The 23,946-nt window shown below is 68.8% G+C and carries 19 protein-coding genes and 3 pseudogenes; 4 read left to right on the plus strand and 18 right to left on the minus strand.

Features of this window, described 5'->3' with window-relative positions; translation table 11 throughout:
* Window positions 1-48: 48 nt before the first annotated feature.
* The 12 genes and pseudogenes from I4J89_RS36550 to I4J89_RS36600 all read right to left on the minus strand — a co-directional run bounded on the left by I4J89_RS36550 (window position 49) and on the right by I4J89_RS36600 (window position 13,097).
* The gene (locus I4J89_RS36550; RefSeq protein WP_196418752.1) at window positions 49-2,145 is read right to left on the minus strand and encodes a beta-galactosidase; all 2,097 of its coding nucleotides are present in this window, start codon (window positions 2,143-2,145) and stop codon (window positions 49-51) included.
* A gap of 17 nt (window positions 2,146-2,162) precedes the next feature.
* Entirely contained in the window at window positions 2,163-3,086 is a 924-nt protein-coding gene (locus I4J89_RS36555) for a carbohydrate ABC transporter permease (RefSeq protein WP_196418753.1), read from the minus strand.
* Window positions 3,083-3,979, minus strand: coding sequence for a carbohydrate ABC transporter permease (locus I4J89_RS36560; RefSeq protein ID WP_196418754.1), 897 nt, complete (start codon window positions 3,977-3,979; stop codon window positions 3,083-3,085). Before I4J89_RS36560 ends, I4J89_RS36555 begins: the two co-directional genes overlap by 4 nt.
* 68 nt (window positions 3,980-4,047) lie before the next feature.
* Window positions 4,048-5,385 (minus strand): ABC transporter substrate-binding protein, encoded by a 1,338-nt coding sequence (locus tag I4J89_RS36565; RefSeq protein WP_230860208.1) that lies wholly within the window; start codon window positions 5,383-5,385, stop codon window positions 4,048-4,050.
* 178 nt (window positions 5,386-5,563) lie between these two features.
* Window positions 5,564-6,628, minus strand: coding sequence for a LacI family DNA-binding transcriptional regulator (locus tag I4J89_RS36570; RefSeq protein WP_196418756.1), 1,065 nt, complete (start codon window positions 6,626-6,628; stop codon window positions 5,564-5,566).
* A 183-nt stretch (window positions 6,629-6,811) separates the two neighbouring features.
* The gene (locus tag I4J89_RS51730; protein WP_309238621.1) at window positions 6,812-7,843 is read right to left on the minus strand and encodes a PKD domain-containing protein; all 1,032 of its coding nucleotides are present in this window, start codon (window positions 7,841-7,843) and stop codon (window positions 6,812-6,814) included.
* A gap of 100 nt (window positions 7,844-7,943) precedes the next feature.
* Window positions 7,944-8,078, minus strand: a complete 135-nt coding sequence (locus I4J89_RS51100) for a hypothetical protein (protein WP_255521902.1) — start codon at window positions 8,076-8,078, stop codon at window positions 7,944-7,946.
* Between the two features lie 22 nt (window positions 8,079-8,100).
* A pseudogene (locus I4J89_RS52075) lies at window positions 8,101-8,268 on the minus strand (recombinase family protein); the annotation flags it as partial.
* Between the two features lie 35 nt (window positions 8,269-8,303).
* Window positions 8,304-9,731 carry an MFS transporter gene (locus tag I4J89_RS36585; RefSeq protein ID WP_196418757.1) on the minus strand — a complete coding sequence of 476 codons (1,428 nt, stop codon included), beginning with the start codon at window positions 9,729-9,731 and terminating at the stop codon, window positions 8,304-8,306.
* Window positions 9,732-10,304: 573 nt separating this feature from the next.
* Complete coding sequence (locus I4J89_RS36590) at window positions 10,305-11,486, minus strand: RNA polymerase sigma factor (protein ID WP_230860220.1); 1,182 nt, start codon at window positions 11,484-11,486, stop codon at window positions 10,305-10,307.
* A gap of 50 nt (window positions 11,487-11,536) precedes the next feature.
* Window positions 11,537-11,860, minus strand: coding sequence for a YciI family protein (locus I4J89_RS36595; RefSeq protein WP_196418759.1), 324 nt, complete (start codon window positions 11,858-11,860; stop codon window positions 11,537-11,539).
* A gap of 490 nt (window positions 11,861-12,350) precedes the next feature.
* Complete coding sequence (locus tag I4J89_RS36600) at window positions 12,351-13,097, minus strand: SDR family NAD(P)-dependent oxidoreductase (RefSeq protein WP_196418760.1); 747 nt, start codon at window positions 13,095-13,097, stop codon at window positions 12,351-12,353.
* A 78-nt stretch (window positions 13,098-13,175) separates the two neighbouring features.
* Here I4J89_RS36600 and I4J89_RS36605 point away from each other — a divergent pair, with 78 nt between their 5' ends.
* Window positions 13,176-13,604, plus strand: a complete 429-nt coding sequence (locus I4J89_RS36605) for a MarR family winged helix-turn-helix transcriptional regulator (protein ID WP_196418761.1) — start codon at window positions 13,176-13,178, stop codon at window positions 13,602-13,604.
* Between the two features lie 278 nt (window positions 13,605-13,882).
* Here I4J89_RS36605 and I4J89_RS36610 read toward each other — a convergent pair whose 3' ends face one another.
* The gene (locus I4J89_RS36610) at window positions 13,883-15,118 is read right to left on the minus strand and encodes a serine hydrolase domain-containing protein (protein WP_230860209.1); all 1,236 of its coding nucleotides are present in this window, start codon (window positions 15,116-15,118) and stop codon (window positions 13,883-13,885) included.
* A gap of 488 nt (window positions 15,119-15,606) precedes the next feature.
* Entirely contained in the window at window positions 15,607-16,422 is an 816-nt protein-coding gene (locus I4J89_RS36615) for a helix-turn-helix domain-containing protein (RefSeq protein ID WP_309238622.1), read from the minus strand.
* 86 nt (window positions 16,423-16,508) lie between these two features.
* Between I4J89_RS36615 and I4J89_RS36620 the strand changes: the two genes are divergently transcribed.
* Both I4J89_RS36620 and I4J89_RS36625 read left to right on the plus strand, forming a co-directional pair.
* Window positions 16,509-16,910, plus strand: a complete 402-nt coding sequence (locus tag I4J89_RS36620; RefSeq protein ID WP_196418763.1) for a nuclear transport factor 2 family protein — start codon at window positions 16,509-16,511, stop codon at window positions 16,908-16,910.
* Between the two features lie 430 nt (window positions 16,911-17,340).
* Entirely contained in the window at window positions 17,341-17,979 is a 639-nt protein-coding gene (locus tag I4J89_RS36625; protein ID WP_196418764.1) for a DJ-1/PfpI family protein, read from the plus strand.
* 94 nt (window positions 17,980-18,073) lie between these two features.
* Here the strand turns inward: I4J89_RS36625 and I4J89_RS36630 are convergent.
* Both I4J89_RS36630 and I4J89_RS36635 read right to left on the minus strand, forming a co-directional pair.
* Window positions 18,074-18,367, minus strand: a pseudogene (locus I4J89_RS36630) (DDE-type integrase/transposase/recombinase); the annotation flags it as partial.
* A gap of 273 nt (window positions 18,368-18,640) precedes the next feature.
* Complete coding sequence (locus I4J89_RS36635; RefSeq protein ID WP_196418765.1) at window positions 18,641-22,108, minus strand: hypothetical protein; 3,468 nt, start codon at window positions 22,106-22,108, stop codon at window positions 18,641-18,643.
* A gap of 134 nt (window positions 22,109-22,242) precedes the next feature.
* Here I4J89_RS36635 and I4J89_RS36640 point away from each other — a divergent pair, with 134 nt between their 5' ends.
* Complete coding sequence (locus tag I4J89_RS36640; RefSeq protein WP_196418766.1) at window positions 22,243-22,494, plus strand: hypothetical protein; 252 nt, start codon at window positions 22,243-22,245, stop codon at window positions 22,492-22,494.
* A 167-nt stretch (window positions 22,495-22,661) separates the two neighbouring features.
* Here the strand turns inward: I4J89_RS36640 and I4J89_RS52080 are convergent.
* Window positions 22,662-22,763, minus strand: a pseudogene (locus tag I4J89_RS52080) (alpha/beta hydrolase); the annotation flags it as partial.
* 58 nt (window positions 22,764-22,821) lie between these two features.
* Window positions 22,822-23,745 (minus strand): hypothetical protein, encoded by a 924-nt coding sequence (locus tag I4J89_RS36650; protein WP_196418767.1) that lies wholly within the window; start codon window positions 23,743-23,745, stop codon window positions 22,822-22,824.
* Window positions 23,746-23,946 lie beyond the last annotated feature (201 nt).

Consider the following 23,946-nt stretch of genomic DNA (forward strand, 5'->3'; position numbering starts at 1 on the left):
TCCGCCGGGCGCGAGGACGGGGTGCCCGGACGATTCGGGGATGCGGCGTCAGGTTTGCGGCGGCTGCTCGACGAGGACGCGGACGTCCCATGCAGCAAGCTGGAGGTCGTCGCCGGCCGGTAGCGGTTTGCCGGTCAGTACGTCGCGGCAGTCGATCGGCACGGTGACGGTGGCTGGGTCGAAGGACCAGTTGTGCACGAACCGCAGCCGGCTGCCGTCGGCCGCGGTGGCCCCGGTACAGGTGACGGAGGTGGGCAGGTCGCGCCATGCGGAGGTACGCCCGGAGGCTGCCCATCGCAGCAGAGCCTCGCCGAGTGCGAGGTCGGGCACGGTGCCGACGTGGGTGATCCGGCCCCGGCCGGCGGTGCGGGTGGTGACGGCCGGCCATCGGCCGAAGTGCGGGTGCCGGTAGTGGGCGAGAACAGTTGCTCCGTCGACGGTGAGACCGTCCACCCAGCGGGTCGCGGTCGAGCCGTCCGGGATCGGAAACTCTGCGGGATCGGCGGTGGCCACCTCGATCGGGGTGTGGATGGTGCTGAACTCGTCGTACCAGGCTCCGGCCGCGTCAGCGAGCCGGGCCGGCATCCGATCAGTGCGGGCCCGGGCCTGTTGGTCCGCGTATCCGGTGCGCGGCCCGAGGATCAGGTGCCCGCCGGCGTGGGCGTAGTCGCGCAGCCAGTCGAGGGTTTCGTCGTCGGTGAGGTAAAGGCCGGCGGCGATCAGCACCGGGAACTGGCGGACGGCGTCGTCGATGGTCGGGAGCCGGGTGGCGTGGATGATGCGGACCTGGAGTCCGGCATCGAATGCGCCGCGGTAGAACGGCTCGATGAGTCCCTGATAGGCGCGCTCGTCGGGGGTGCCGTCGGGGTGGGACAGGGCCGGATACTTCTGCATGATCCAGCGGGTCGGCATGGAGAACAGCAGGGCGACGTCGGCGTCCGGGGTCAGGCCGGCGACCAGCTCACCGGCCTGCTGGAACTCGGCGCCCAGCTCGGCGAGCTCGGTGTAGGTGCGCCCCGGTTCGCCGCTGTGCGGCAGGATGCCACCCCAGTAGGTCTCGGTACCGAAGTGCAGCGTGTGCCAGTGCCAATAGCCGATCATGCGGGCGCCGCGGGCCACCAGGGCCCACGCGGCCTGGCGCCACTGGCCGTCGTAGGCCGGCCGGCTGTCCCAGGAGAAGCCGATGTGCGACGCATTGGTCTCGGTGACCAGGAACGGCGCCTGCTTCGAGGAGTACATGCGGTCGGCGCTCAGATACAGCGCCCAGGTGCCGTCGGTGGTCCACGTCTGCGTCGGTGTGCGCCGGTCCGGCAGGGCGAGTCCGTCCTGCATGACGTAGTAGGCGTTGCCGGCGGTGACGTCGAGCGCCTCGGTCAGCTGGTCGTCGTCGAAGGCGGGCCGGTCGTAGGCCAGGCAGGTGGTGACGAACTGCTCGGGGCGCGCGTATTCGCGTACGATCTCGGCCTGCCAGCTGATGAACTGCTCGGTCTGGCTTGCCTGGAACCGTCGCCAGGCGATCTCGTATTGGGGTTGGGCGTTGCCGTCGGGCCGCCACAGGTCGGCCCAGGTCGACAGCCGGTGCGACCAGTAGACCAGGCCCCATTGCTCGTTGAGGTTCTCGACGGTGCCGTACTCGTGGCGCAGGTGGTCGGTGAACCGCTGGAAGACCCCGTGGTTGTGCAGCAGTTCCAGGCCGGGCTCGTTGTCGACCTGAAAGCCGATGACCGCCGGGTGCCGGGCGTAGCGGCTGATGACGCGGCGGATGATCCGCTCAGCGTGGAAGCGGAACGCGGGATGGGTGAAGTCGACCTCCTGCCGGGCGCCCCAGCCGATCGGCTCGCCGGAACTGCGCTCGCCGGCGATCTCCGGATACAGCCGGGCCAGCCAGGGCGGGACCGCGTAGGTCGGGGTGCCCAGGATGACGGCGATTCCCCGCCGCTGGGCGCCGTCGAGGACCGGTTGCAGCCAGTCGAGGTCGAACCGGCCCTCCTCCGGTTCCCAGGTCGACCACACCGACTCGCCGACGCGGATGACGGTGAACCCGGCGTCGGCCATCAGGTTCAGGTCGCGTTCCAGGCGGTCGGTGGGCTGGTACTCGTGGTAGTAGGCCGCCCCGAAGAGGACATGGTTCGGCAGCTGAGGCATGTGTCGTGACTCCGATTTCATTCCTTGACGGCGCCGGCGGACAGACCGGACTGCCAGTACCGCTGCAGCAGGAGGAAGGCGGCGATCAGCGGGATGATCGACAGCAGGGAGCCGGTCACCACGGAGGCCAGCAGTTCAGCGTTGGAGCCGTTGCCGCCGACGGCCTGCGCGGACCAGGAGCTGAGGCCGACGGTGATCGGGTAGTAGCTGGGGTCGTTCAGCATGATCAGTGGCAGGAAGTAGTTGTTCCAGGTCGCCACGAGGGTGAACAGCAGCACCGTGACGAAGCCGGGGACCAGGCTGCGCAGGGTGACCTTGAAGAAGATGGTCAGTTCGCCGGCGCCGTCGATGCGGGCGGCTTCCAGGACGCTGTCGGAGACGGCGTCGCGGGCGTAGACCCACATCAGGAACAGGCCGAACGGGCTGACCAGTGACGGCAGGATGATCGCCCACGGGGTGTTGACCAGGTCGACCTTGCTGAACAGCAGGTAGGTGGGGATGGCCAGGGCGGTGGTGGGGACCATGATGGTGCCCAGGATCAGGCCGAGCAGTGGTCCGCGGCCGCGGAAGGTGTAGCGGGCGAAGCCGTAGCCGGCGAACGTCGCGAGCGAGGCCGCGCCGACGGCGCTGACCACCGCGTACACCAGGGTGTTGGCCATCCAGCGGGCGTACTCGCCGTGGTTGTGGGTGAAGGTGGCTTGGATGTTGCTGAACAGGGAGAAGTCCTCACCCAGCCACAGGCCGAAGGTGGAGAACAGGTCGCCGGTGTTCTTGGTGGCGGCGATGACCAGCCAGAACAGGGGGAACAGGAAGTAGACGAGCAGCGCGCCCATACCCAGGGTCAGCAGGTTGCTCCGGCGTTCACTTCGCGGTCGCCGGGCGACATGGCTACCGGCGGCCGTGCGGCGGCGCGAGCGCGGTCGTTCGATGGTGGTGGTCATCGGCGGGGCCTCCTGGTGGTCAGCAGGAGCACCGCGTAGGAAACGACCAGGATCACGAACCCGAGCAGGAAGGAGACCGCGGCCGCGTAGTTCACCTGCTGGGAGGTGAAGGCGAGGCTGTAGGCGTACAGGTTGGGGGTGTACGACGAGTCGATCACCGTCGGGGCGAGGCGCTGGATGAGGTTGGGTTCGGCGAACAGCTGGAAGCTGCCGATGACCGAGAAGATGAGGCAGAGCAGTAGTGCCGGTCGCAATGCCGGGATCTTGATGTGCCAGGCGATCCGCCAGGGGCCGGCGCCGTCGACCGCCGCGGCTTCGTAGCGTTCGACGGGTACGGTGCGCAGCGCCGAAAACAGGATGATCATGTTGTAGCCGGCGAATTCCCAGGTCACGATGTTGCCCAGCGACGCCAGCATCCAGCTGTCGCCCAGCAGCCGCGGTGCGGCGAACCCGAGACGCTCGCCGAGCTGGGTGAGCGGGCCGAAGTCAGGCCCGTACAGGTAGCCCCACATCAGAGCCGCCACGACGCTCGGCACCGCATACGGGATGAACACGCCCAGCCGGAACATGTTCGCCAGGCGCAACAGGCCGCTGTCGACGGCTAGGGCGACGGCGAGCGCGACCAGCAGCATAATCGGCACCTGGATCAGGAAGAACAGGGCCACCCGCAGCACGCCGTCGAGCAGGCGGGCGTCCTGCACGGCGCGCAGATAGTTGTCGAGGCCGACGAACACGGTGCCGCCGACCAGTTGGTCCTTGAAGAGGCTGAGGTATCCGGCGTACGCGAGGGGCAGCAGGAACAGCAGCACGAAGCAGACGAGGAACGGGGTGATGAACAGGTAGGCGCGGTTGCCGGCCTGCGGCCGACGCGGCGCCGCCGCGCTCAGAGGCATGGCGGATTTCCATTCGAGCGGGAGGGGCGCCTCCCGCCGCCGGGCGGCGGGAGGCGAGGTGGCGAGGCCTATCCGGCGCTGACGGTGAAGCCCTGATCCTTGGCGTACGCGGTGAGCCGGGACTGCCACTCGTCGGTGGCCGCGGCGACGTCCCCGGAATCGGTGAGCGCCTTTCCGGCGGTCTCGGTCCAGTCCTTGACCGACTGGTCCAGGAACGGCGGCCACTGCCAGCCGACGTCGACGGTGCCGCTGATCTCGGCGAACAGCTTGTTGACCTGCTGGCCGCCGAAGAACTCGGACTTCTGGCCGGTGAACGCCGGGTCCGCCAGCAGCGACTTGGACGCCGGGAAGAAGTTCTGCACGGTGCTGAACATCGTCGTGGTTTCCGGGTCGGTGTTCAGGAACTCGGCGAACTTGGCCGCGGCGATCGGGTTCTTCGTGCCGGTGATGACCGCCGACGTGGAACCACCCCAGTTACCGGAGACCGGTTTGGCCGCATCCCACTGCGGCAGCGGCGCGGCCCGCCACTTGCCGGCCGTCGACTTGGCGCTGCCGCTGAGGAAGACCGGCCCCCATGCGGCGGTCAGCCAGGTGGCGTACTTGCCGCTGTTGAAGCCCTGGAACCAGTTGTCGGTGAAGTCCGGGTCGGTGGAGACCACGCCCTCCTTGGCCAGCCCGCCCCAGTAGCCGGCCACCTTCCTCGACGCCGCGTCGTTGACGCCGATGCCGACCTCGGTGCCATTGACCGTGTACGCCTTCGACCCGGCCTGCCACATCAGCCCGTGCCAGCCGGCGGCCTCGTTGGCCGCCATGTTGGTCAGGTACACCTTCGGATCGGCCGCGTGCAATTTGCGGGCCGCGTCCGCGAACTCGTCCCAGGTCTTCGGCACCTCGATGCCGTACTTCTCGAACAGGTCGGCCCGGTACAGCATGCCCATCGGGCCGGTGTCCTGCGGGTACGCCAGGATCTCCCCGTTCGGGCCGGTCACCTGTCCCCAGGTCCAGTCCACGAACTTCGACTGGTTCGCCGCGGCACCGTACGGCCGTAGGTCGACCAGGCTCTTGGTGATGGAGAACGTCGGGATGTACTGGTACTCGATCTGAGCTATGTCCGGGGCGCCGGTGCCAGCCTTCAGCGCGGTCCGCAGCTTGGTGTAGGCGTCCAGGCCCTGCCCGGCGTTCACCACCTCGACCTTGATGGCCGGGTACTTCTTCTCGAACAACGCCACCTCCTGGTCGATGTTCGGCACCCAGGTCCAGAAGGTCAGCGTGGTCGGCGTCGTCATCGCCTTGTCGATGTCCGCCTGACTGACCGCCTCGGCCGGAGCGGAGGCCGGGTCCGGTGACGAGCCCGAACAGGCGGCCAGGGTGACGGCCGCGACGGCCGCCGCGGTGACGGTCAGCAACCTTCGACGGTTAAGATGGCGAATGGAAGTCGGCATGGGAGATCGCTCCTCCGTGCTTATCGACGGGCGTTTCGCGCACGTCGGGATGACTCCCGGCAGAGCTGGCAGGCTGTGTGCCGGGAGCAGGATGGCTTCTACGTCGGCCGCATCCGTCACAGGGATGTGGCCGACATTTGTGTCAGGCCCGGTGGGCCTCCTCTCCGGCGGTGGGCGGGCGGGACGTCGAGGCGCGGACCACCAGGTTGTGCACGTGCTTGGGTGGCGGCGCCGGCGGGCTGTCCGGGTTGTTCAGGAAATCGACCAGGTAGGTCAGGCCGACCGTGGCAAGTTCGGCATTGTCGGAACTGACCGTGGTCAACGGCGGCCACACGTGCGCCGCGACCGGGATGTCGTCGAAACCCACCACGCTGACGTCGCCGGGCACTGACCGGCCCGCCTCGTGCAGCGCGTGGATCACCCCGATCGCCATCTCATCGTTGGCCGCGAAGATCGCCGTGACACCGGGATCACGCGCGAGCGCCTTGCCGGCGGCGTATCCCCGCGCCGCCGTCCAATCGCCCTCTACGGCCTGCGGCACCTCGGCGCCCGCCGCGATCAACGTGTCCTGCCAGTTCTGCAGTCTCTCCCGGGCCGCCCACCAGCGCTGAGGCCCGGCAATGTGGTGAACGGTACGGTGGCCGAGCTCCAGCAGATGCCTGGTCACCTCCGCTGCGGCATCGCCGCCCTCGGCCGCCCGCACGGACAGCACCGTCGGCGCGTGCACCACCGGCGCCGCACCGAGCGTCAGCACCGGCACGTCCACCACCAGCGGCTCGTCACCGTCGTCGACCGGCTCGGAGAGGATGACCGCGTCGACGCCCTGGGCCAGCAGATTGTCAACCGCCTCCGCAAGCCCCGAAGGGTCGTCCTCGAAGGAGTTGGCGATACTCAGCGCGTAGTTGATGGTGCGGGCCGCGCGCTCGAGCGCTACCAGCAAGGATGACGGCCCGAAGTGTGAGGTGCCCAGCGCGACGACGCCGAGCCGATGAGTGCGGCCGGTAAGCAGGGCGCGGGCCGCACCGTTCGGCCGGTAGCCGAGTGTCTGCGCGGCGGCCAGCACACGGTCGCGGGTGTCGGCCGAGACGTTCGATTCGCCGTTGAACACGCGCGACACGGTCTTCTGCGAGACACCGGCCAGGCGGGCCACATCATTCCCGCCGGGACGCCGGTCCTGGCGGGTGCGCTTCGACCCTGTATCGCCCACCGAACCTCCGACCCTCACGATGTCTACGTAGTCACAATGTCTACGTAGTCACGGCCGAAGTCAAGAATTTCGGCACTTCTCATTGCGAGCTTGTTGCGGAGTTTGATCCACGCTGGTCCACTCGGCCATTCCCGCAACGCCGGAGCGGGCGATCAGAAGATCGCCCGCTCCTGGACGTGATGCCTATCTGATGGTGATCGTGGTGGATTGGAGCTGGTTGTCGGCGGTGTAGGCGTCACGGTTCGGGTCCGGGTCGGCGCCCGCCTTGAAGATCAGTTTGCCGGCGACCAGATCGTCCTGGGTGACGGTGTAGGTGAAGGTGAAGCGGGTGCTCTGCCGGGGACGTCCGACCGGCACGACCTTGCGGGCCTCGTCGACGGCGGTCCACCCGGCGTTGCCGGCGGCCTTCTCCAGCATGACGCGCACGTTCTCCTCGTAACGGAGGTTCTGCACGTCGGCGTGCACTTGGATCACCTGGCCCACGCTCGCCCGCCTGGGCACCGTCAGCTTGACGATGCCGACATCGTGCGTGCGCACCGGTACCACCTTGGACTCGGTGGCAGTGCGGCCGTCCTCGGTACGCACGGTCAGGCTGACCGGGTAGTCACCGTCGGCTGGCAGCCGGTGCACCGGATTCGCCTCGGTGGAGGTGGTGCCGTTGCCGAAGTCCCACGCGTAGGAGACGATGCCGGCGCCCGCCGGGTCACCGCCGGAGCTGCTGAAACTGATCGGGTTGAGTGAGTCCGGCTGCTCCGGTGAGTGGTAGAAGGTCATCTCCGGCGGCGGCGCCACCTCCAGGTGCAGGGTGTGTTCGTCGTTGCCGTCGGCCAGCACCGCGATCTGGTAGGTGCGGCCGGCCTGCGCGGCGAAGGTGATCGGGGCGTAGCTGTACATGGTGCTGCACTTCTGCAGGCCGAGGCTGCCGAGCGTGGACCCGGTGTAGAGCGCGATGCCGGCGCTGCCCGGATTGGTCCGCAGAGTGACCGAGCCGGTGGTGGCCGGCGTCCAGGTGTACCAGCCGGTGAAGCCGGATGAACACGACACCGGTTCACCCGCTTCCCGGGTGGCGGCGCGGTAGTCGCGGGTGTCGGCGTACGGCAGGCCGGCCGACGGAATGGTGATACGGCTGGCGAAGTCGTCGTGCGCCGGTGCCGCCTCGGCCGCCTGGGCCGGTGCGGGCCCGGACAGCAGGGCGATCACCCCCGCTACGACCACTGTTGATCGCCTCACCCCGTGTCTTACCACTGTGGACTCCCCTCGATCGATAGAGCCCGAAGTCTTGGCCGGGCCGGGTTAAGGCCCGGCTAAGGCAGCGCTAAAGGCACGGATGGATAGAAGTAAATGCGCCGGCGAACGAATCGAGGGGAATCCGCAGCTGTTGGGCAGGCTCCCGCAGGCCCGCCACGAACGCCTTGCCGAGCCGGTGCAGAACCTCGTCGATCTCGGTCACGCCGGGATTGTGTCAGCTGCGCGCGGGCCGAGACAGCTCCGCGTGACCTCGGGAAACCGCCGGTGTAGCGGGGGTTGGTCAGGATGGTCCGGACCGCGCTCTTGGACCAGGCGACGCCACTGCGGTGCTGCCATGGTCTTGCCGTCGGCGACGATGCTCGACCAGCCGCCCGGCTTGGGTGGCACACCATCGGCGTGCCACCCAAAGCCACAATCGGCCGGGTGCTCAGTGGTGGGGTTCTTGCGGTGCCGTGCGGGGCATCAAGGCAACGACCGGGAAACTGAGGACAGTGACGGCCAGAACGACGATAAGACTGACTTTCATCGCATAGGCCAGTCCGGAGGTTGCGGCTTGGAAGAAGATCGACGTGACCGCGGCCGAGCCGATCGCTGAAGCGAGTTGCTGAATCGAGCTGAGCGAACCGCTGGCGCTGCCGGCTTCGTCAGGTTTCGCGTCGCCGAGAGCGACGGTGGGGATCGTGGCGAAGCAGAGGCCGGTACCGATGCCGATGACGAAGAACGCTGGGGCCAGCGCCCAGAGGCTGATGTTCGTCCCGGAGTGATCGACGAGGGCCAGGACCCAACCGCAACCGACGAGGGAGACGGCCAGGCCGATGAAGACGAGCCTGCGACCGAGCTTGGCAACCAGGCCACCCATGGCGCCGAACGCGGCGGCGATGAGCCCCACGGTGAGCGGCACGAGGCCGACCGAGGCGTCCCGCGGGCTGGCGTGCAACCCCTCCTGCAGGAACAGCGACAGCACGAAGAAGAGGCCGGTGCCAGCGGCGAAGACGGCCAGGCCCACAAGCATTCCGGAGGTGAAACCCCGGTTCTGCAAGAGCGAAGGCTTGATGAGCGGGTGGGTTGCGGTGCGCTGACGGTAGGCGAAGGCGGCGAAGAACCCGACGCCGACGGCGATCGAGATGACAGGGATGGCGCTCCAGCCGTTGGTCGAGCCCTCGATCAGGCCGTACAGCAGTCCGAACATGGCTGCGGCAAGCAGGCCGGAGCCCCAACCGTCGACGACGGTGGACCGGTCGCCGTCGTCACGCGGCAGGATTTTGGCGGCTATGACCAGCCCGATGCCGCCAAGGATGATGTTCGCGAGGAAGATCGGGCGCCAGGACAGACCGAACAGATCGGCGCTGATGATGAATCCGGCGAGGACTGGGCCGACGACACTGGAGATACCGAGAACCGGGCCGAACAGTCCGAACGCCTTGGCGAGCATGTCGCGGCTGAACGCTTTCGTCATGATCGCCATGCCTTGCGGGATCAGGAGAGCCCCGAACGCTCCCTGGGCAATCCGGGCGGCGATGAGCAGGGCAGGGTCCGGTGAGAAGCCGATGACTGCCGAGGCCAGGGTGAACCCGCCCATGCCGATCAGGAAGAGCCTGCGTTGGCCGAACTTGTCACCCAGCCGTCCGCCGACCACGAGCAGGACACCCATGGCGAGCATGTACGCCGGCCCCAACCACTTGATCAAACTCTCACCGCCGTTGAGCTCGTTGGCAATGGTGGGGGCCGCGATGTTCGTGATCGTTGCATCGATCACGTCGATAGCGTCGGCAAGCAGCACCAGCCCCAGGATCGCCCACATCCGGCGGCTGGAGCGGCCCGCACTGACGGTGCCCGGCTCCGTCGAGGTAGTCATATAGAACGTCCTTCGCTTACCAGGGCGCCCCTCCTGGGCGGCCTCTCACCCCCACTACGAACACCCCTGACCCGATCCGACACCGCCGCGAGATTTCATCGAGATCTTCCGGCTCGCGTCTGGTGAGCGAACCAACCGCGGTGGTGTGGAGGCACCTACGCACGCTTCTCAGCCGCGTGCGACAGCTATACCTCTTTCTGGGTCGAGGTCTGCGCGCCGGTCCCGCTTCTTCGCCGGTACGCGCAACCGGCGTCCCGCCGAAGCCGACCCGTGCCCGCTCTCCCGGCGCGAGCCCGGCTTCCCCTCACCGCCCGAGCGCGACCGCCGGGAAACAGCATCACCTGGCGGACACGGCGGCGAACGTGGGCAACAGCGGCCCGCCGCCTGGGTACGTGCCGCGGTCGCCACACGGGTTGGCGCACGGCTGAAGTGATGTGGGGTAGCCGGCGTTGGTCGGGTTGCGGGCCCACCGAGCAGTACCGCGCGAGTCGTGGCCGGTCGACGACACGCCGAGTCTCTACGGCCGCCGCATGCCGGCGCCCCGGCATCAAGTGCGCGCTTCAAGCGCGGGCGCTACTGCAGCTGGTCGCGGCGGCGAGTGAGGTAGGCGGTCTCGCCGGTATTGCCGGCCAGCTCGATGGCCCGGTTGTAGGCCGCGCGTGACTGCTGACTTCGGCCCAGCCGGCGCAGCAGGTCGGCGCGGGTGGCGTGGTAGGCGTGATAGCTGGCCAACGCCTCGGCGAGGCGGTTAACGGTGGCCAGTGCCACCTCCGGCCCGTCGAGCTCGGCCACGGCGACGGCCCGGTTGAGGGCGATGATCGGCGAGGGGTCGAGGCGGATGAGCTGGTCGTAGAGGGCGAGAACCTGCGACCAGTCGGTGTCGCGTATGTCGGGGGCGGAGGTGTGCACGGCGTTGATCGCCGCGAGAATCTGGTAGCGGCCCGGAGCCGCCCCGGCGGCGGCAGCGGCGAGGCGCTCGCGCACCAGCCGGTGGCCCTCGGCGATCAGCGCCGCGTCCCAGGCCCCACGGTCCTGCTCGTCGAGGGCGACCAGTTCGCCGTTCGCCGAGACCCGGGCGGCCCGGCGGGCCTCGGTGAGCAGCATCAGCGCCAACAGCCCGGCCACCTCTCCGTCCTCGGGCAGGAGCGCGCGGATCAGACGAGTGAGCCGGATCGCTTCGCTGGTCAGGTCGTGCCGTACGGGGTCGGTGCCGGGGCCGGTGGCCAGGTAGCCCTCGTTGAAGACGAGGAACAGGACGGCGAGGACGCCCGAGACACGAGCCGGCAGATCGTCGGCGGACGGTATCCGATAGGGGATGCACGCCGCTTTGATCTTGGCCTTCGCACGGGTGATGCGCTGCTCCATGGTGGTCGCCTGCACCAGGAAGGCACGGGCGATCTCGGGCACGGTCAGACCGCCGACCATGCGCAGCGTCAGCGCCACGCGGGTCTGCATCGCCAGCGCCGGGTGACAGCAGGTGAAGATCAGCCGGAGCCGGTCGTCGTCGATGGCACCGAGAGGCTCGGGTGGGGTGTTGTCGTGCAGCATCTGAGCCTCCTTGTGCTTGTCGTCGCGTTTGTTCTCGCGCCGGATCCGGTCGATGGCCTTGCGGTTGGCGGTGGTGGTCAGCCAGGCGCCGGGGTTGGGCGGCACGCCGTCGGCCGGCCACCGCTCGACGGCGGTCGCGAATGCCTCGGCCACCGCCTCCTCCGCGATGTCGAGGTCCCCGAAACGCCTGGTCAGGGCTGCGACCATCCGCGCCCACTCCTCGTGGTGGGCCCGGGTGATCGCCTCCTCGACGTCGCTCACCGGAACGGCCGCACCTCGATCTTCCGATCGCAGATCTTCGACGCCTCGGTGGCGAGCTTGAGCGCCACATCCAGATCGGGGGCCTCCCACACCCAGACGCCGGCGAGGTACTCCTTCGACTCCACGTAGGGCCCGTCGCTGAACACCGGCTGCTCGCCTCGGTTGTCGATGACCGTGGCCGCGTCGGTGTCCGCGAGTCCGCCCGCGAAAACCCAGTAGCCCTCGGCGATCAGTCGTTCGTTGAACGCGCTGATGGCGGGCTGCCTATCCGTGCTGCCGGGATTGCTCTTGTCATCGATCACGGAAACCAGGTACTTCATCTGAAGATCATCTCCTGTGGTGTCGGGTACGCGGGGTTCGGTCATCACCCTTCCCCGGGGCCCATCCGCCGCGCTCGAACCCGTTCCCGCGGTCCTCGTCCGACGCGGCGCCGTTTCCCTGCATCACTCCATCGATGGTGACCTGGGTCATGGTCGTCAGCTTCATGATCGCGGTTCCTTTGCCTTGGCGCCGCCCCTTGTCGGCGGTCTTACCCCTGCTACGAACACGCCCCTCCGGATCCGACACGCCTTCCGTACTTCTTTGGCGAACCTTCCGCACGTCGCGGTTGTCGCCGAGGTCGCCGGGCAGGGCTTCGTCCGAGTCGCGCCACCGGCCGGCACCTTCCCCAAACCTCCCGGCGGTGCAGGGCCTCGCGCAGCGCGGTCAGCATGCACAGCTCGTACGGGACACGTTCGATCCGGCCGTCCGCTCCGGTGACCGCTTCCAGCGACGCCTACGGACCATGTCAGCCAGATTTACGGCCGGTGGCTATCGGGCGGTGAACCCACCGTCGACGTAGACGGTGGTTCCGGTCATGGCAACGGCGTCGACAGCGAGGTGGCCGACGGTGAGCGCCACGTCCTTGGGCTCGATCAGCCCTCCGAGCAACATCCGGCCGCTTTCCACTGCGAATGCGCGGTCGGCCAGTTCTGGAGCGGTTCCTTGCCGGTAGGCGTTGACGTAGTCGGCGGTCATAGGTGTACGAGTGCCGCCGGGACTCACGCAGTTCACCCGCACGCGAGGCGCAAGATCGGCGGCCAGGTTGACCGTTAGGCCGAGCAGGGCCGCCTTGCTCGCCCCATAGGGTGCGTGACGGTCGATCCCACGCACTGCGGCGGTGCTGCCGATGAAGACGACACCGGCTCCATCCGCGAAGAACTCCAAGAGTGCCTTGGTGAGCAGGAAAGGTGCCGAGATGTTGGCGTTCCAGAGGTGATCGAGTTCGGCCCGAGTCGTCATGGCCGGCTCGCGTACATGGTCGATGCCGGCCGAGTGAACAAGTGCGGTAACTGGACGTCCGGCGACCGCGGTGGCCACGTCGGCGATGCCGGCGTCGGTGGTGAGGTCGGCCACGACGGATTCGAAGCGGCCGGGGCCGCGGATCTGCGCCCCGGTCTTCTCAAGCGCCATGGCGCGACGGGCAACGCCGAGCACGGTTAGGCCTCGTTCGGCTAAGTGCTGAGCGACGGCGGCGCCGATACCGCTACTCGCCCCGGTGACCACTGCAAGTGTCATAGCGAGCTCCGTCCGATAGATTGACAGGTTCCTGACGAGTATTTGAGTTCGTCAGGAACCTGTCAATGGGGGTTCGGGATGGACGACAGCGAGATCTGCCTTAGCTTCCTCGTGCGCCAAGCCTGGTTGAATATGCGTTCAGCCGTGGACGACGCACTCGCTCCGCACGGTTTATCCGTAGCCCAGTACGCCACGCTCCTCGTGCTCGACGAGCAGCCCGGCGCCTCGATCGCCGACGTCGCCCGCGTTGTCGCCAGTACCCGGCAGTCCGCCAACGAGCTCTTGGCCGGGATGGAGCGCGCCGGACTCGTAGAACGCCGCCCCCACTCGAGGGACCGCCGCACCCAAGAACTCAACCTGACCGCGTTGGGCCGACAGCGGCTGAAGGCCGCCAAGCCATCGGTTCACGCCCGGGAAGGCGAACTCGAGGCGGCTCTCGACGCCAGGGAGCGCGCCGCAGCCCGCACGTGGCTGGCCCACATGGCGAGAGCAGGTCATCTGCCATAGCGAGCAGGACCGCCATGGCTGCCGCGGGATCTGCTGAACTTCCCGATCAGCACGCGATACTGCTCGCATCGTGTCCCGACGATGCCGCGGTCGCCATCACACTGATCACTTCGACAGCTCGGCGTTCACACCCACGGCCTCAATTCAGTTTCCCCACTTCGACGGAGCGCGGTGGTGATCCTCGAGGCGGTGCACGCCCCGATGCGCCCGTGACCGTGAGGACGCCGATCGCATCGTTGGAGGGCCCGGGGGCGAGCCCACCGACCTGACGGCACCTTTCACGACCTGACGGATGTAGTTGCGGAGGGTAATTCGCTGTTGGGTCTCACCGAGCCGAGCCGATCCGAGCCGATCCGGTTCGGCCCGCATAACGCCCCCTCGACCAGGTTGTCGGCTGCGCGTTGCTGCCGTACCGAGTCGTCGGGCGTGTTGCCGAGCACGCTGTTGACCGAGAGCACGACGCTGCGCCGACCATCGGCCGTAACACCGTTGTCGGTGATGTATCCGGCCCAGCCTCCGGTGTGGCTCCAATACGTGCCGCCACAGGGCAGCGGGCGCTGGAAGATACCCAAGCCGTACCGGGCTCCGGGCATGATCGCCTGCACCTCGGGTCCGACCGGGATGGTGCGCTTCATCTCGGCGAGCTGCGCCGGGCGCAGCAGCCGGCCGTCGAACAGCGCCCTGAGGAAGGTGTTGATGTCCCGGGTCGTGGAGATGATGGCCGAGCCTGCGTCCGGGATAATCTGTTCGGTGACGTCGATCGGAGCGCCGGTCCCGAACGGCTGGTATCCCCGGGCGTGTGGGCGCGGCATCGCGGGGGCGGCTCCCGGCCAGGATGTCTGGGTGAGGCCGAGCGGCCGTACGATCCGGCGGTCCACCTCGTCGTACCAGTGCCGACCGGTGATCCGTTCGATGATCATGTCGAGGAGGATGTAGCCGGTGTTGGAGTAGTGCCACACCATGCCCGGCCGGCCGACCGGCCGGTGTGCCATCGCCCGCGTCACCAGCTGTTCCGGCGTGTACACGTCGTACCGGTGGCGCTGGAAGCCGGCCTCGGTGGTGTAGTGCGGGATGTCGTCGTCGATACCACTCGTGTGCTGAAGCAGGTGGCGCACGGTGATTTGTCGGCCGTCATTGCCGTTGCCGCGCACGACACCGGGCAGCCAGCGCTCCACCGCATCGCTCAGGTGCAGCCGCCCTTCCCTGACGAGCTGCAGAACGACGGTGGCCGAGAACGTCTTGCCGGTGCTGGCGATGCGGAAACGTCCGTCCGGCGGCACCGGCAGTCCGGTGCGCAGGTCAGCGACGCCGCTGGTGACCACATGGTGTCGGCCGTCTCCGGCGACGAGGCGGGCCTGCACTCCGACGACGCCGAGCGCGTGGATGACATCGGCATGCCGTTGCAGCCCACCATTGGGCTGCAGCTCACTGGGCGGCGACGAGGCGCAGGCGGCGGTCGTCGAGGCCATCAACGCGGTGCCCACGAGAGCGATGCGGGTGAGGAAAGGTCGCATGCCGACACGCTAGGTCGGACACAGTGGTCGATCCGATACAGCGAACCACCGCATGAAAGGTGCCCCTAGCTGTAGTGCACAAGCCCACGACAGCGTCCGCGCGATCCGCGGCGGCCTCTTCATCTCCCGATTGAGCACACCCGCACAACTGAGGACCTTGACCGCCCGATCGAGAGCGCCCTTACGCCGTAGTGCGTGCTTTGCGGTAGACCAGTAGGCGAATCGACCGCCTGCGGCTCTTGCGGACCAAGCGCCAAAACGTCCGCTCGCTCGCGGCCAACCTCATGGCCACAAGCACCCGGCAGGCTCGACAGCTGCCCCCGCTTGCGCCACATCCTGAGTAACCAATGAAAGGTCGGGACAGACCGCGCAGTGCACAACACGATCAAGCGTGCCCCGCTATCGTCCGCCCGTGAACGGCGCCGGCCAGCAAGCCGAGGTGGGCGCCTGCCAAGGCTGGCCGGTCAGTCCACGGACCGTCCGGCCGACTATCTCGACTGCCCGAGAGTGGACGCAGCCACCCGGCTCCGAAGTATTTGTGCGGTGCCCTCGTCAGCCGGTAGCCACGCCTCCAGATGTAGCTCCGCGAGGGTGACGTCGACCGCTGTCGCGAACGATGTCAACGTTGTGATCAACTGTAGTGGGCCGTCAACCGTGCGAAGGCGCAACGGGACCGCGAAACCAACGTAGTCTTCCGCTGCGGGCACCAAAGCCGGTAGGTAGCCGGACAGTTCGTTGACCAAGTCGTCGAGTTGTGGGTCCGGATGGCGCACGGACTCGGCGCGGAGGCCTTCAACAATGTGCCGACCCCAAACACTGAGGTTATCCACCCGCGCCGCCATACCGCGTGGATGCAGAGCGAGCCGCCAAATGTTGATCGGCTCTGTCACCAGTTCGGACGCGGCCCCCTCGGTGAGCACCTCGACTGCGGTGTTGGCCGCAAGCACCTCGCCATGCCGGCCGGCGACCAATGCCGGATACGGCATGTGCCCGGCGAGCACCTGTCCCAGCGCGTGGCGGACGGGCCGCAGCCGTGGGTCATCGAAGCCGGATTCGGCGAACGCGGGCGCGTAGCCAGCCGCGTCCAGCAGCGCGTTGCGCTCGCGCAGCGAAAGTCCTAGCGACTCGGCGAGGCGCAGCACCAAAGACCGTCCGGGCAACGAACGACCCGTTTCCACGAAGCTCAGATGCCGTTGTGTGGTACCCGCACGGACTGCCAGGTCCAGCTGAGTCATTCGGCGGGCGTCTCGCCAGCGGCGTAGCTCGGTGCCCACCTCTCGAGTCGACGTCGTGATCGTTGGCACGCTCTCTTCATATCTCGCCTTGGTGCCGCGCGGCTATTCCCTGGAGGGAATTGACCGGCTGTCCCAGCCGTCGGAGGCTTGGCGGCATGTTCGATACGGCTGAGGTTATTCGGCGGTTCAATGCCGCCTTCGTTAACCATGACGCGGCGTTGCTCGACGACCTGATCGGCGACGATTGCGTCATGGAGGCGGTGGAGCCGGCTCCCGACGGTGCGCGCACTGTCGGGAGAGAGGCGTGCCTGGCGTTTTGGCGGGCGCTTGCTGACGACCGCACCACACAGTTCGAGCCGGACGAAGTCGTGTTCGCCGGTGACCGCGCCACGATCCGGTGGCGTTACCGGTTCGGCGACGGCCCGCGCGATTACGTCCGGGGCGTGAATCTGATGCTGGTGCGAGACGGATCTATTGTCGAGGCGCTTGGCTACAGCAAGACACCAGGAGTCGGTTCGGCGCAGCTTGCGGCATTGACGGACGACACCGGTGCGTAGCTGGCTTGCCAACAGCGGCGCGGGTTGTGTTTCCAAACTCAGCGGCCAGATACGGACGCCGCGCGATAGCGCCCGTTCGGCAAGGCGCTTCATGGTTCAGGAGCGTGATTTCAGGCCCCGACCGGGCCGGGTCCGGGCGCAATCCCGGTCGCGGCCGCACTCAGAGGGCGGTTCGAGATCCTTGGGGTCGATCTATGTGTTGGGTCCATTGGGAGATCGTTCTGCGGGTTCGCCTTAGATAGTGATCATTCGATGGCGTGAAAGATGAATACCGGTCATGACCGGGTCATTGGCTGCGGCGTTGGGCTGGCATGGGTGATCTTCGGGAGATCGTGAACGCGATCTCCTACCAGAACCGGACGCTCACGGGTCGGCATGCCGGGTCATGTGGTGATACGACCGGACGGCGTCGTTCAATAGGCTGGGCCCCATGGACATCGTCATCGTGCTCTTTGACGGCTTCGAACCGCTCGACGCGATCGGCCCGTACGAAATTTTGGCCTATGTGCCGGGGGCGAAGGTGCGCTTCGTCGGGCCGGAGCCGGGCCTGCTCACCGACGCGTTGGGCGCGCTGACGGTCGACGTGCGCACGCGCTACTCCGACGTCGAGTCGTGTGACGTGCTGCTCATCCCCGGCGGAGGCGGCGCCCACAAGGTGATCGCCGACTCGCAGTTCCTCGATTGGGTGCGCCGGATGCACGCCACCACCCGGTTCACCACCTCGGTCTGCACCGGCTCGCAGGTGCTGGGCGCCGCCGGGCTGCTCGACGGGCTCAGCGCGACCACGCACTGGGAGGCCGTCGCTGACCTGCAGAGCTACGGCGCGGCGTACACGAGCGAGCGGGTGGTCCGGCAGGGCCGGATCATCACCTCGGCCGGGGTCTCCTCGGGCATCGACATGGCCCTGCAGCTGGCGGGTCTGCTCACCGACGACACCACGGCGCAGGCGATCCAGCTCTACACCGAGTACGACCCGCAGCCGCCGTTCGACAGCGGCTCGGTGGCCAAGGCGCCGGCCGCCGTGCTTGAGCGCGCTGGCACCCTCAACCGCGACCGGCTCAGCGGCTGACACCCGTGATGGATCCACGGCTGGGCAGCTGTCCGCCGGTGGGTGGGCAGCAGCAAGACGAACTCGTCGCCGCCGAGGCGCCCGGCGATCCTGCCTGGCCGTGCTGGTCGATGGCCCGGTAGACGTAGCGCCACACGCCGTTGACTTTCGCGTAGGTCTCGTCGACGAACCAGCGGTCACCCGGCGCGTGCCGGGCGAATCGGGCGGCGTCGGCCAGCAAGGGAGTAAAGCGCTGCACCCACCGGTAGATCGTCACGTGATCTACCTCGACCCTAGGTCCGGCGAGCAGCTCCTCCACCTCGCGGTAGGAGAGGCCGTAGCGCAGGTACCAACGCACCGCCGGCAAACGCCGAGCGGGTTGCAGTCCAAGCGCGCGACCGTACAGCATGCTTCACCGGTCAAGCCTGCCCCGGTCCCGTCCGATCGGCGAACGCAGCAGAGCCTCTCCGCGTCCTTGTCCCGGTCGTTGCCCGGCAGCAGCCGCAGCAGTCCGAACGCATTGGTGATGCCCAGGTACGCCAGTCGCAGCAGCATGACGCGGCATCATCGCGCAGTCACCAACGACGTTGAACACGGAAGACGCCGGGGCAGAGCCAAGATTGATTCCACGACCAGAGGGTGCCTCTTACCAGGACGGATGCAGAATCCGGCAGGTACAGCGTCACGGTGTGACCGGCGGGTCGGTACAGGAGAGGTGCTCCGGATCCAGGGCGGCGCTGAGGGCCTCCATCTGCTCTCGGTTCGGTGTCGCGTTCAGCTGCGAGCGCATGTCGTCGACGGTCTGCCGGGACAGGGTCCACCCGAGAGGCGGCTCCGGTCCCGGCTGGCCGTACAGGGCGATGTGGAACCATGACCGGCCCGGCGCCCCGGAAACGGTGACGGTCCGTCCGTCCGCGGAGGTGAGGCTCTGGAACGTGGCGGCGGCGCCCGCCTTCGCGTACCGGTCCCGGCTGGAGATCTGGTTCATGGTGGCGGTGAGTGGCGCGAACACCTCGTTCGGGCGGGCGTCGGCGACCGAGCTGACCGCCGACGACGGCGGCGAGCTGTCGATCTGCAGGAAGAGCGGCACCAGGCAGGAGTTGTGCTGGGCGGCCAGCGGCGCCAGCGCCCGCCACGTGTCGACGGCCGTGCTCGCCCCGGAGTTGTCGAACAGGCCACCGTCGGCGTCGTAGGACAGCGCCGGCGCGCGGACCAGGCCGTTCTCGTCGGCGCAGCCCCGGCGTTCGATGCGGCCGGTCGGAGACACGTACGGGAACCGGGCGGACAGGTGCGCCGCGGTCGACATCGGGACATCCTCACCGGGGCACAGATAGTCGATCAGCTCGTTGGTCGAGGGCAGGATGTCGGCGGCCGCACCGGCCGAGGTGCCGACACTGCGGCACGCCGCGTCGTTGGGCCGGTCGTCGCGGGAGCTGACGTTCCCGCCCGGCTTCCGGGGCAGCGTGAAGTCGACGGCGCTGGTGACCAGGCGGCAATTGTCCTCGACGCTCACCCCGTTGAACGCCAGCACCGGGGCGTGCCATCCGCGGGCGTTGGTGAGCTCCCACGTCGCCCGCATGCCGCGGGAGAGGCCCCGCTCCTCGGGCCACGGCTGTTCCCAGGCGCGTTCCAGCATGGCCGCCCGGTCGTCGCGGTCCCAGGCCAGAAACGTGTGCGGCACGTCGGCGAGGAAGAGCCGGGCGACGTCGGCGGCGACGAAGTCGTGCTGCAGGGCGTCCTCCATCACCAGCGGGGTGTCGCTGGCGGCGCCGTCCTGGAGCAGGTCGGCCCGGCGCGCGGTCCAGGCGGCGAGCCCGACACTTCCGCCCGAGGTGCCGCTCGCCAGGAAGACCGGTGTCGGCTTGCCGGCCTCCACGGCGAGGTCCGTTGTGCGCGGTTCCCCGGTGCCGTGCGCACAGGGTGCCTGCGAACGCACCGGTCCAGGCCCGAACAGGCATTCCATCACCAAGGCGGTCCAGACCGCCGCCCGCAACCCGCCGCCCTGCGCGGCGACGAGGACCACCGGCCGGGGGCCGGTGCCAGAGACCGAGGAGAGGTACGCCTGCCAGGCCGCGCCCAGCGTCGGAGCGGCCGTGGCCGGACCGTACTTGTTCCGGCGTACGTCGTGGTAGCCGCCGGCGTCCAGGAGCGAGACGGCGAGCACCCACACCAGGAGCAGGAGCACCACCGGGAAGCGCTTGAACCGCAGCGCCCGCAGCGCCGGGATCAGCCGGTACTCGGACACCGGTCCCCTGCGCACCGCCGAGGCGAGGAGCGCGAGCAGCCCCACACCCAGGGCGAAACCGGCCAGGAAGATCCCTACCGTCCCGACGTTCTGCGGCCAGCGCACGGCGTTGGCGTCGGGCAGCAGGAACAGCCCACCGCCCAGCAGCGCCAGGGTCACCCAGAACCACAACGACTCGTGGAGCCGGCGGGAACGCCGCAGGCGGTAGGAGACCACGACGACCCCGATGACGGCCATTGCCACGGCCGCCCACACCGGCCACCGGACGACCGGTGCCGGGTCCTCCCGCACGTAAGCGTCGAGGGCGGTCGCGCGGGCGATGGTTGCCACCACCGCGGCGGCCACCACCCCGCCGGCGAACCGGCCGGCCCGGTCACCCCAGAGTGCGATCGCGCCGTTCGCGGGCGTCTGGCGGGTGGGCGGCTCCGGCCGCTTCCAGACACCCCGCGTCCACCAGGCGGCCAGGACGACCAGACCACCGAACGCGCCGAGAACGGCGCCCAGGACGACGACACCGTCCAGCAGGACCGCGGCGACGATGCCGAGCAGGAGCCCGGCCACCGCGGCGCCGAACTGCCGCCAGCCGAGCCGAGCCGGCCGGTCGCTGCCCGGCCGCGGCGGCCACGTGGGCGGCTCGTCGAGCAGGCTGCCGATCAGCCAGAGCACCGCGAGGACGGCTCCCGCGGCGGACAGGCCCCAGCCCCAGCCGAGGATCCGTAGCAACTGCCCGAGGAGGATGAGCAGCACCGCGCCGCCGAGCAGCAGACCCTGGGCACTGCGTCCGGCGTCCGGAGCCACCCGCTCCATCGCCGGGCCGCTGAGATAGCGCGCCACTCCCGCGACGGTGAAACACACCGCCCCACCGGCGAGGACAGCGGCGGCCGCATCCCAGAAGTCCCACGCCCGGATCACGTCGTCGACCTGGGCGGCGCCGATCCCCGCGGAAAGCACCAGCAGGAGCACGCCGACCGCGTAGAGCACACCGCGCATCGAGGCCAGCGCCTTCAGCAGCGTCTTCTGGCGGGCGACGAGGACGACGGCCACGAAGATCGTGGGGAGCAGCACGCCGACGGCAAGCAGCCACTTCGCCAGCGACATCAACGGACCGACCGCGATGTCGAACGGCAGCCGGGCGAGCTCCTCGCCGTACACCAGCGAGCGGTAGAGCTGCCGGTCCTCCACCAGGTCGACCAGGACCAGCAGGCCCAGCACGGCAAGCGCACCGCGCAGCATCCGGTCCCGGCGGTAGCGCTCGGCGTCGGTGCCCATGACCGCGTTGACCCGGCGCAGCGTCACCAGCAGGCCGGTGAGCAGCAGGCCGTACACCAGGACGAAGCACAGGTCGAGCAGCACCAGTTGCCGGGCGATGGTGAACGGGCTGTGCAGCACCGTGCTGGCCGCGACGTCGGTCTCGTAGCCGATCCACGCGGAGCGGGTTGCCAGCAGCGGCTGTTCCGCCGACGAGGTGAGCGCCGCCCAGACGTTGCTCAGCGGGACCGAGAAGCCCAGCCCGCCGCCGGGACGGGTGTCGCCGACGGCCATCTGCTGCAACGCGGAGTCGACCCGGTGCAGGATCGCCCACAGGGCCCAGGCCACGACGGCGAGCAGATACAGCACGGCGGCGAGCGTCACCCTGCGCCACCCGCGAGGCGCGGGATCGTTCTGTACGCGTCCGCGGGCCAGAAGGGCGACCAGCGGCTCCGGCAGGCGCTCGCCGGCGCCGGTCGGGGGCGCCGGCACAGACCGGCGTGGCGCGGGTTCCGGCCGGCTCAGCCAGTGTCTGGGATGCCGGCCCAGCCACGGCCCAACGGCCAGCACCGGGGCGACCAGCGTGGTGAGAGCGAGTTGCAGCACCTGGCCGAACGCATCGATCACATCGATGGGCCGGAGACGCGGATGGCTCATCACACCTCCCGAGCCATGTGTTGTCACTGACGGCGGGCTTCGGGGCCAAGCGCAGCGGTTGGGATATCAGTCTCGCTCGGGTCCTGCTGCCGATGTCGGGTCAGTCCGAGAGTCGACACCGCCGGCGCTCAGAAATGCTCAATGCCGAGCCGCCGGCGGAGGTGGTCGTCGACCAGGTCGTCGTGGACGGCCTGGGCGAAGCGGTCGGCCCGCGGTTCGGCCACGGCATCAGGACTCCGCTGGAACTGAAGGTCCCGTGGTTCGAGCACCGTTTCCCGTACGCGTCCACACTGGCAGGTGTGCACATCGCTTCGACCGGGCACCAGACAGGCCCCGGTCTACGCGGTGGCTGGCCGACCTGGGCCGCGGCCTGGAGCGGTGGCTGATCGGCGTGGCCGCCGGCGGCCTGGATGCGGCCGAGGTAGCCGCGGTCCGGGCCGAACTGGACCGCTGACGTCTGCTCCGGTCCGCTGCAATGGATCCTTCTTGGCGAGCTTCCATTCCGCAGGCCGGCGATCGCCGCGAGCTGGCCGCCGGCTGATTCGCCGAGCGCGGCGAGTCGGGCAGGGTCGATGCGCAGTGCCGGGGCGTGGTGGCGCAGCCAGCGGATGGCCGCGTCGATGTCGGCCTGCTGGGCGGGGTAGGCCGCCTCCATCGCCAGCCGGTAGTTGACGTCCTCTCTGACTCGCCGGTGGTAGATATCGGCTGCCCTGTCACAACCGGAACGGGTTGCTGCCCAGCGCGGCCAGCAGGAACCAGGCCGTCGCGCCGGTGTGCAGGCTGGCGTAGTAGAGGTCGCCGAAGCCGGTGTCCAGGCCGTCGCTGGAGGCCGCCGGAATTCCGCGGCCGTCGCCGTTCGGTGTGGTGGCCTGGGCCCGCCCGATGTTCCAGAGCAGTTTCCTGCCGAGCAGGTGATCGCCCTTGCCGTCGCGTGCGGCGAGGGCGAGCGCCGTGTGCGCGCTGCCCTCCAGCCACACCTTGCTGGTGTCCGTGTTGCTGTAGCTGACGCCGGCCACCCCGGCGTCGTGCGCCGCGAGATTGTCGACGACCCAGCTCACGGCCGCGTCGTAGCGATGGTCCAGGGTGGCGAGGTAAGCCCAGGTCTGCACGTCCTCCGGGATCGGGTTGCGATTGGTCGTCACCCCGTCGGGGTCGGTGCCGGTCCACACGTGACCGCCGGTCCGGTCGTGCATGGCGGCGACGAACGCGTACGCCGCCCGCGCCCGGGCCCGCCAGACCTGCCGGCCGGTCAGCTGGGCGAGCATCGTGAAGAAGGCGCCGACGTCGATGTTGTGCTCGGTCGCCTTGAAGGTGTTCGGCTCGTCCTGCGCGTTGCGCCCGCCGGTGTAACCGTGCGGAGCGCGTACGCCGTCCCAGGTCTTGTCCTGGATCCAATCGGCCTCGCGCAGCGCTGCGTCGAGGAAGCGGCGCTGCCGGGTGCGGGCGTAGAGATGGGCAAAGGCCATGCCCACCCAGGCCTGGTTGCCGGTGTACGCCGCCGGCGAGCCGATGTCCAGGGTGCCGTTCAGGACGGTGAACGAGTCCGGCTGGTAGGAGGCCCGGGTGCGGCCGTCTCCGATCGGGTCGTGCTGCTGGGCGTAGAGCAGCGTGTCGCCCAGGATGGTGGCCCGCCGCACGTCGCCCCGGGTGCCGCGGGCCAGCCAGGCCAGGATGACGAGCGCGTCGTCGTACGCGAACGAGGAGACGTACGTCCAGGTCGGTGTCTCGAAAAAGCCGCCGGTGTAGCTGCGCGGAACGCGCAGTGCGTCGCCCGAGCCGTACTCGTCGAACTTGATGTTGAGGAAGGCGTACGCCTTGCGGATCGAGTCGCGGGGGGG

The sequence above is a fragment of the Actinoplanes aureus genome, assembly GCF_015704865.1.
GTDB classification, from domain to species: Bacteria; Actinomycetota; Actinomycetes; order Mycobacteriales; family Micromonosporaceae; genus Actinoplanes; species Actinoplanes aureus.

What these genes read in the sequence shown, in the direction of transcription:
- I4J89_RS36595 (WP_196418759.1), bottom strand. Translation starts at nt 11,860, where the DNA reads ATGAAGTACCTGGTTTCCGTGATCGATGACAAGAGCAATCCCGGCAGC.
- I4J89_RS36605 (WP_196418761.1), top strand. Translation starts at nt 13,176, where the DNA reads ATGGACGACAGCGAGATCTGCCTTAGCTTCCTCGTGCGCCAAGCCTGG.
- I4J89_RS36555 (WP_196418753.1), bottom strand. Translation starts at nt 3,086, where the DNA reads ATGACCACCACCATCGAACGACCGCGCTCGCGCCGCCGCACGGCCGCC.
- I4J89_RS36625 (WP_196418764.1), top strand. Translation starts at nt 17,341, where the DNA reads ATGGACATCGTCATCGTGCTCTTTGACGGCTTCGAACCGCTCGACGCG.
- I4J89_RS36635 (WP_196418765.1), bottom strand. Translation starts at nt 22,108, where the DNA reads ATGAGCCATCCGCGTCTCCGGCCCATCGATGTGATCGATGCGTTCGGC.
- I4J89_RS36640 (WP_196418766.1), top strand. Translation starts at nt 22,243, where the DNA reads ATGCTCAATGCCGAGCCGCCGGCGGAGGTGGTCGTCGACCAGGTCGTC.
- I4J89_RS36560 (WP_196418754.1), bottom strand. Translation starts at nt 3,979, where the DNA reads ATGCCTCTGAGCGCGGCGGCGCCGCGTCGGCCGCAGGCCGGCAACCGC.
- I4J89_RS36585 (WP_196418757.1), bottom strand. Translation starts at nt 9,731, where the DNA reads ATGACTACCTCGACGGAGCCGGGCACCGTCAGTGCGGGCCGCTCCAGC.
- I4J89_RS36620 (WP_196418763.1), top strand. Translation starts at nt 16,509, where the DNA reads ATGTTCGATACGGCTGAGGTTATTCGGCGGTTCAATGCCGCCTTCGTT.
- I4J89_RS36610 (WP_230860209.1), bottom strand. Translation starts at nt 15,118, where the DNA reads ATGCGACCTTTCCTCACCCGCATCGCTCTCGTGGGCACCGCGTTGATG.
- I4J89_RS36600 (WP_196418760.1), bottom strand. Translation starts at nt 13,097, where the DNA reads ATGACACTTGCAGTGGTCACCGGGGCGAGTAGCGGTATCGGCGCCGCC.
- I4J89_RS36550 (WP_196418752.1), bottom strand. Translation starts at nt 2,145, where the DNA reads ATGCCTCAGCTGCCGAACCATGTCCTCTTCGGGGCGGCCTACTACCAC.
- I4J89_RS36590 (WP_230860220.1), bottom strand. Translation starts at nt 11,486, where the DNA reads ATGGTCGCAGCCCTGACCAGGCGTTTCGGGGACCTCGACATCGCGGAG.